Origin of the sequence: Propioniciclava sp. (assembly GCF_036744435.1) — a bacterium.
Lineage (GTDB): Bacteria > Actinomycetota > Actinomycetes > Propionibacteriales > Propionibacteriaceae > Propioniciclava.
Genome location: NZ_DAIOIA010000146.1, coordinates 1 through 6840, shown reverse-complemented (window position 1 = coordinate 6840; position 6840 = coordinate 1). Strand labels below are relative to the sequence as shown.

The 6840-nt window shown below is 73.0% G+C and carries 8 protein-coding genes and 1 pseudogene; 6 read left to right on the top strand and 3 right to left on the bottom strand.

Annotated features, from left to right (window positions below):
• The first annotated feature begins 70 nt into the window (after nt 1-70).
• The 4 genes and pseudogenes from V7E09_RS13825 to V7E09_RS13815 all read left to right on the top strand — a co-directional run bounded on the left by V7E09_RS13825 (nt 71) and on the right by V7E09_RS13815 (nt 3102).
• Nucleotides 71-700, top strand: coding sequence for an ECF transporter S component (locus V7E09_RS13825; protein ID WP_324510013.1), 630 nt, complete (start codon nt 71-73; stop codon nt 698-700).
• Nucleotides 697-1146 (top strand): annotated as a pseudogene (locus V7E09_RS15755) (ATP-binding cassette domain-containing protein); the annotation flags it as partial. The gene V7E09_RS13825 and the pseudogene V7E09_RS15755, both read left to right, overlap by 4 nt.
• A gap of 532 nt (nt 1147-1678) precedes the next feature.
• Nucleotides 1679-2353 carry an ATP-binding cassette domain-containing protein gene (locus tag V7E09_RS13820; RefSeq protein ID WP_324510012.1) on the top strand — a complete coding sequence of 225 codons (675 nt, stop codon included), beginning with the start codon at nt 1679-1681 and terminating at the stop codon, nt 2351-2353.
• A complete protein-coding gene (locus V7E09_RS13815) occupies nt 2350-3102 on the top strand; it encodes an energy-coupling factor transporter transmembrane component T family protein (protein ID WP_324523563.1) in 753 nt (250 codons plus the stop codon). Before V7E09_RS13820 ends, V7E09_RS13815 begins: the two co-directional genes overlap by 4 nt.
• A 19-nt stretch (nt 3103-3121) precedes the next feature.
• Here the strand turns inward: V7E09_RS13815 and V7E09_RS13810 are convergent, their stop codons facing one another.
• From V7E09_RS13810 to V7E09_RS13800, 3 genes are read right to left on the bottom strand one after another with little or no spacing between them, the layout of a single operon-like run.
• Nucleotides 3122-3847: a hypothetical protein gene (locus V7E09_RS13810; protein ID WP_324523562.1), complete on the bottom strand. Its 726-nt coding sequence runs from the start codon at nt 3845-3847 to the stop codon at nt 3122-3124.
• Nucleotides 3844-4635 carry a hypothetical protein gene (locus V7E09_RS13805; RefSeq protein WP_324510009.1) on the bottom strand — a complete coding sequence of 264 codons (792 nt, stop codon included), beginning with the start codon at nt 4633-4635 and terminating at the stop codon, nt 3844-3846. The genes V7E09_RS13810 and V7E09_RS13805 overlap by 4 nt, the downstream gene beginning before the upstream one ends.
• A complete protein-coding gene (locus V7E09_RS13800; protein WP_324523561.1) occupies nt 4632-5369 on the bottom strand; it encodes an ABC transporter ATP-binding protein in 738 nt (245 codons plus the stop codon). The genes V7E09_RS13805 and V7E09_RS13800 overlap by 4 nt, the downstream gene beginning before the upstream one ends.
• Nucleotides 5370-5455: 86 nt before the next feature.
• On the opposite strand from V7E09_RS13800, the gene V7E09_RS13795 reads away from it, so the two are divergent.
• Nucleotides 5456-6310 carry a sensor histidine kinase gene (locus tag V7E09_RS13795; RefSeq protein WP_324523560.1) on the top strand — a complete coding sequence of 285 codons (855 nt, stop codon included), beginning with the start codon at nt 5456-5458 and terminating at the stop codon, nt 6308-6310.
• The coding region (locus V7E09_RS13790) for a response regulator transcription factor (protein WP_324523558.1) at nt 6307-6840 on the top strand (534 nt) is incomplete at its 3' end. The genes V7E09_RS13795 and V7E09_RS13790, both read left to right, overlap by 4 nt.

The window sequence follows — 6840 nt, the reverse complement described above, 5'->3', positions numbered from 1 at the left end:
GCGCGGGCGTTCCTCACCGCATGCCGCCATGAGGCGGAGTTCTTCGACCAGGCCACCAGGAGGCCGTGACATGACCCAGAAAACCTTCGCGCAGCAGGCTCAGGGCGGGCCGTGGGCCTGGCGGGGCGTCGATCTCGTCGTCGCCGCCGTCTTCGGGGTGGCGATGGGCGTCGTCTTCATCGCCTGGGACTACCTCCTCAACACCCCCTGGACGGCGCTGACGCTCGCCTTCCCGCCCACCTCCTCCCTGGCGCTCGGCGTTTGGTTGCTGCCCGCCGTGGCGGGCGGGCTGATCGTCCGGCGGCCCGGCGCCGCGCTGTTCGTGGAACTCATCGCGGGCGTCCTGGAGTACCTGCTCGGTAACCCGTGGGGTCCCGGCGTCCTGATCTCGGCGGTGCTGCAGGGGCTGGGCGCCGAACTCGGCTTCGCCCTGTTCCGGTGGCGCCGCTTCGGGCGGGGCGTCGCCATGGTCGCGGGCGGTCTCGCCGCGCTGCTCGAAATCGTCGCCTACGAATGGTGGAGTTACGCGGCCGAATACTCCTGGTCATGGAAGTTCGCCGTGCTCGGGTTCTCGGTGCTGTCGGGCGTGCTGCTGGCCGGGCTGGGCGGCCATGCGCTGGTCCGCGCCCTGGCCCGGGCCGGTGCCCTGGACGCGTTCGGCCCGGGTGCCGAGCACGCCGCCCGCAGCGACACTCCGTGACCAACGGCGGCCCGGCGTCGGTGGTGGTGCGTGGGCTGACCTGGACGCCGCTGGGCGCCTGGAAGCCGGTGCTGGAGGACCTCGACCTCACCCTGGAACCCGGCGAGCGGGTGCTGCTGACCGGGCCGAGCGGCGGCGGGAAGTCGACGCTGCTGCGCGCCCTGGCCGGGGTCCTGGACGCCGCCGAGACCGGCGAGGCGACCGGGGAGGTCCGCGTCGCCGACCGGGAACCGCTCGGCGGTGGTGCCGCGCTCCTGCTCCAGGATCCGGGCGCGGGGCAGGTCGCCGAGACCGTCGGCCGCGACATCGCCTTCGGGCTGGAGAACCGGGCGGTTCCCCGCGCCGCGATCTGGCCGCGCGTCCGCACGCTGATCGGGCGCGTCGGGCTGCCGGTGGCCGAGGATCACCGGGTGGGGGCGCTGTCGGGCGGCGAGAGCCAGCGCGTCGGCCTGGCCGGAACCCTCGCGGGAGCCGACGGCCTGCTGCTGTTGGATGAGCCGACCTCCATGCTCGACCCCGACGCCGCCGCCCGCGTCCGGGACTGCGTCGCCGACGCGGTCGCGGGCCGCGCGCTCACCCTGGTGGTCGCCGAGCACCGCCTCGACGGCTGGCTGCCACTGGTGGACCGGCTCGTCGTGGTGGCCGGTGGCCGCGTCGTCGTCGACGTCCCCGTGCGGGAGGGGCGCCTGGGTGGTGAGGAGGAACAGCCTCCCTCGGGGGAAGGCCATCCGCCGGAACGACCGCGCTACGGACCCGCATGGCCGAGCAGCGGTCCGGCGTCCCGCTGGCGCCCGTCGCTAGGGGAGGGGCCCGCCGACCTGCTGAGGCGGTTGGCCCGCTGGGGTGTGTGGGTTCCGGAGGCGCCCCCACCGGCGCTGTGGCCCGTGGACGCGGACCTGTGCGTCTCGCACGGCGGAACGCCGTCACCCTCGACGATGCAGGCGGCCGCGGCGCAGGCGGGGATCGCTCCCGGGCGGGGTGCCGTTGCTGCGCGTCGCCGACGTCGCCCTCGCTCTGGCCAACCGGGGACGCGGCCGCGAGACGGTGGTGTCCTGCCGGGTCGATGCCGAGTTCGCCGCCGGGCAGGTCCACGCCGTGGTGGGCCGAAGCGGCGTCGGCAAGTCGACGCTGCTCGCGGCGCTCGCGGGATTACGGCGGCCGGTCGGCGGCGTCCTGGAGGCGCTGCCGCCGCTGGCCCGGGAGGCGTCCGCCCACCCGCACCGCTGGACGTCGCGCCAGGTCGCCGCCCGGGTGGGTTACGTACCGCAGCGTCCGCACCTGAGCGTGATCGGCGGCACCTGCCGAGCGTCCCTGCTGGCGACCGCACACGCCCTGGGGCGCGACGCCGAACGCCGGGCCGACGCCTTGGCGGAGCAACTCGGACTCGGGCCGCTGGCCCACCGTTCGCCCTACCGGCTCTCGGGTGGCGAGGCACGACGGCTCGCGCTGGCGTCCGCCCTGGTGCACGGACCCGACCTGTTGCTGCTGGACGAGCCGACCGTCGGCCAGGACCGCGACGCGTGGGCCGCCGTCGCCGGGGTCATCGAGGCGGCAGCGCGGGCGGGCGTCGCGGTCGTCGCGGCCACCCACGACGACCTGCTGGCCGACCTCGCCGTCCGCCGCACCGTCCTCACCAGGGGAGCGGACGCATGAGGAAGAGTTCCGGCCGACCACGCAGACGCCCCACGGCCGGACTGCTGGCGTCGTGCGGGCCGCTGTCGCTGCTGGGCGGATCGTTCGCGCTGATGGCGGGCGCCCTGGCGACGCCGCGGGTGTGGGGGCTCATCGTCGGGGCGCTCCTGCTGGCCGTGCTGGTGCCGCTGTGGTGCGGACGCGGCGGCTTCCCGTGGCGCCGGATGATCCCCGCGGGACTCGCGGTGGCGTCGGTCACCTGGTCGAACTGGCTGCTCGCCGCCCAGCACTCCTGGGCGGTGGCCGCGACGGCGGGGCTGCGGATCGGGCTGTTCGTCGTCCCCGGGATCGTGTTCGCGGCGTTCGTGCGTCCCGCCGATCTCGGCGACCACCTGGCTCAGCGGCTGCGGCTCCCGGCGCGTCCCGTGGTGGCCGGGGTGGTGGCGTTGCAGCGTTTCGACCGGCTGGGGCAGGACTGGGCCGACCTGTCGGACGCCCGCCGCGTCCGGGGGCTGCAGGACCGGCGCTCGCCGATCCGCGCGATCACCGGGTTCGCGGAACAGGCGCTCGCCCTGCTGGTGGGCGCCCTGCGCGACGCGGCCCAGACGGCGATCGCCGTCGAGGCGCGCGGGTTCTCCCGGCCGCAGCGGACCGGCGTCCCGCGCACCTGGGCCCGCCCCGCCCCGTGGACCCGCGCCGACACGACGCTGCTGGGCTGCTGCGTCGGCGTCGCGGCCCTCACTATCGCGGTGGGGCTACCCCTGCGCTGACCCGTGAAGCGACCCGATCTCATGCGTCTCTGCGCGTGAACGCCCCGACGGCTGCCAGGGCTGTGGCGGCGATCCATGCGAGCAGGATGAGCGCGCCGGTTCCCGGCGTGAGGCCGGGGTCGCTGTCGGGGAGGTAGAGGAGTCTGCCCGCGCGGTCCGGTAGGACGCGGGCGTGCTCGGTGTAGCCCGCGAGGAGCGGGGAGACGATGAGGACGAGGGCGAGCATCGTCACCAGCGGCCCGATGAGCGAGCGCATCAGCACGGCAGCGGCGAGAGCGAGCAGCCCGATGAGGACGAGGTAGATCGCGGCACCGGTCAGGGGACCCAGGTCGACCGGACGCGCCGGGGCGGTGCCGTGGGCGTCGAGGACGATCCACACGGTTGCCGCGCCAGCGCTGACGGCGGCGACGCTGACGGTGACCACGACGCCCAGATAGGCGATCGCCTTGCCCGCGAGCAGGAGGGAGCGGTTCGGGGTCGCGGTCAGCGTCGTGACGATCTGACGGCCCTCGTACTCGGTCGAGGCGGCGAGGACCCCGAGGAGAATCGGGCCGATCTGGAGGAACACGATCGCTTGAGCGGTGATCAGCGAGACGTCGTTGCTCTCCGGCGGCGCGGACATCGCCAGGGCGGCGGCGAGGGTGACGCTCGCGACGATGGTGCCCAGCGAGGTCGCGACGACGGCGGGGAGGCTCCAGAGCTTGATCAGCTCCGCAGCGGTGGCGTTTCTGAGCGCGCGGATCATGCGTCGCGGCGGGTGAACACGACGGCCGACACGATGAGCAGCCCCAGCGCCCACGCGCCCATGACGAGGCCACCCGTGAGTGGATCCAGCACGTCGTCGAGCGCGGCGAAGCTCTCCCGGGCGAAGAGTCTGATGCCGGCCAGGTCGGGCAGGAACCGTGCCAGGGGTGTGACCCGCAGCAGAAGGAACGACAGGGACACCACCGAGCTGTTGGCGATGAGCACGATGAGCGGGATGACGCCGCTGCGGGCGAACACCGTGACCGCGAGCGCGATCAGCCCCATCAGTGACCAGTACACCGCGACCCCGAGCACCCGCCCGACGACCTCTGCGGCATCGTCGTGGCCAGGAGCAGGCCCCGTCGCGACGTGGGCCAGCACGAGGCTGAGTCCGGTCGTCACGATCGCGGTGAGCGTGATCACCACCAGGAGGGTGAGGGCTTTCGCCGTGAGCAGGGTCAGGCGCCCCGGGGTTGCGGTCAGGGTGGTGGTGATCTGACGCCCGCCGCCCGCGTCGACGCTGTTGGCGGAGTATTCGCTGCTGAACGCGACGACGCCGAGGACGACGGCGCCGACCACGCCGAGCGGTGCGGCGGCGAAGGCCGTCTCGACGGGAGAGGTCTCGAAGCCTGCAAAGTTCGGATTCCCCGCGAGGGCCGCGCGGGCGTAGGAGGAGTTGAGCAGGGTGACCCCGAGCGATCCCAGGAGCGCGATGCCGATCGCCACGAGCGGGGCAGGCAGGGTGATCGTCTTGCGCAGTTCAGCGGCGACAGTCCGGACGAGAGTCACCGTGCACCTCCGGTGAGGCCGAAGAACGCGTCCTCCAGCGTGGTGTACCCGGCGGTGACCTCAGCCAGCGGTCCCGCGGCGACGATGCGGCCTGCCGCGATGACGACGAGATCGTCAGCGATCTCCGCGACCTCGTTCATCAGGTGGCTGGACAGCAGGACGGTGCCGCCGGCGTCCGCGTGCTGTCGCAGCAGGCCGCGGATCCAGCGGATTCCCTCGGGGTCCAGACCGTTCACAGGCTCGTCCAGCACGAGCGTGCCGGGTTCGCCCAGCAGCGCGGTGGCGAGGCCGAGCCGCTGGCCCATGCCCAGAGAGAATTTGCTGACGCGGGTGCGCCCGGCGTCGGCGAGGCCGACCTGCTCCAGCACGGCGCCCACTCGGTGCGAGGAGATGCCGTTACTGCGGGCCACCCAGGCAAGGTGGTTGCGGGCGGTGCGGGAGCGGTGTGCGCCGGAGCCGTCGAGCATGGAGCCGACCGTGCGGAGCGGGTCGCGCAGGGTCCGGTACGGTCGCCCGTCGATCAGCGCGGTGCCGCCGGTCGGTCGATCCAGGCCGAGAAGGATGCGCAGCGTCGAGGACTTACCGGCACCGTTCGGGCCGAGGAACCCGGTGACCCGACCAGGCAGGGCCTGGAAGGTGACCTCGGAGAGCACCGTATGGGGGCCGCGGCGTTTGGTGAGCCCGTCGATCATCAGCATGAGCCCCATCCCATCCACAACCAGGTGTTGCGTCATCGGGCCGGAGAAGGGAACCGCGCGGCCCTGGGGCCGTCAGACCCGGGTCCGATGCCCGCAACAGCAGCGAAACCTAGACTCGACGCATGGAGACCGCCCGGCCGACGTGGCGCTCCCACGCCTGGCTCGTCGCCGCAGCTCTCGTGATGGTGCTGGTCGCGACGCTCGGGCTCATCGGGTTCGATCGCCCGACCTCAGCGTGGGTAGCACTGGCCGTTGCGGGGGCAGCGGCGGGGTTCGTGGTCGGATGGGCGATCAGCCGGACTCGGCGTGAGCGCCGCCACTACGAAGAAGAACTCGCGGCGTGGGCTGAAGAGCGTGCGCGGCACGCGGAGCGCCTGCGGATCGCCGCAGATCTGCACGATCTCGTCTCCCACGGGCTCGGAGTCATCACGGTCCGTGCCGCTGTCGCCCGCACTCTCACCGGGCCAGAAGGCGACGTCGAGCGAACCCAGGCGCTCGCCGACGTCGAACGGATCAGCCGCGAGACGACCACCGAACTGCGTCGCATGCTCACCGTGCTGCGCGACGCGAGCCCCGCCTCCCTGCGTCCCGCCGACACCCTCGACGATCTCGTCCCGATCACGCAGCAGGCCGACGCGGCAGGGCTCCAGACCGTCCTCCACGTCGAGCCGCTGGGGGAGGTATCGGCCGGCGTGCAACTCACGATCTGCGCCGTCGTGCGGGAGGGTCTGAGCAACACGCTGCGGCACGCGGGCCCGACCGACGCGCACGTCCGCGTGCAGCGAGAAGGGAACGCGATCCTCGTGGAGGTGGAGGACGCCGGGCCGCGCGGCGCGTGGCAGCCGCGTCCCGGGGCCGGCCATGGCCTGCGCGGACTCCGGGAACGCGTGACCACCCTGGGAGGCACTTTCCGGGCGATCCCCACGGGGCAGGGCTTTCGCGTGAGCGCACGCGTCCCCGATGCGGAGCGTCCATGACCGCCGCGCAGCCTCAGGTCTCGATCAGGGTCCTGATCGCCGACGACCAGCCCCTCCTGCGGCACAGCCTCTCGACCCTGATCGGCGGAACTTCCGACCTGTCTGTGGCGGGCGAGGCTGCCACCGGCGCGGACGCCGCCCGTCGCGCCGCTGAACTCGTCCCCGACGTCATCTTGATGGACATCCGTATGCCCGGCGGGGACGGCATCGAAGCCACCCGCCTCATCACCGCCGACCCTGCCCTGTCCGGTTGCCGGGTGCTGGTGCTGAGCATGTTCGAACTGGACGAGTACGTGTACGGAGCGCTGCGCGCAGGTGCTAGCGGATTCCTCCTCAAGGACGCCCACCCCGACCAGTTCCTCGACGCCATCCGCCGCATCCACGCTGGGGAGTCGCTGTTCGCGCCCGCGATCCTGGCCAGGCTCATTGAGCATTACGTCAACCGTCCCGCCGTGACAGGTCAACGGCTGGACAGGCTCACCGAACGCGAGACGGAGGTACTCGCCCTCGTCGCGCGTGGGATGTCCAAC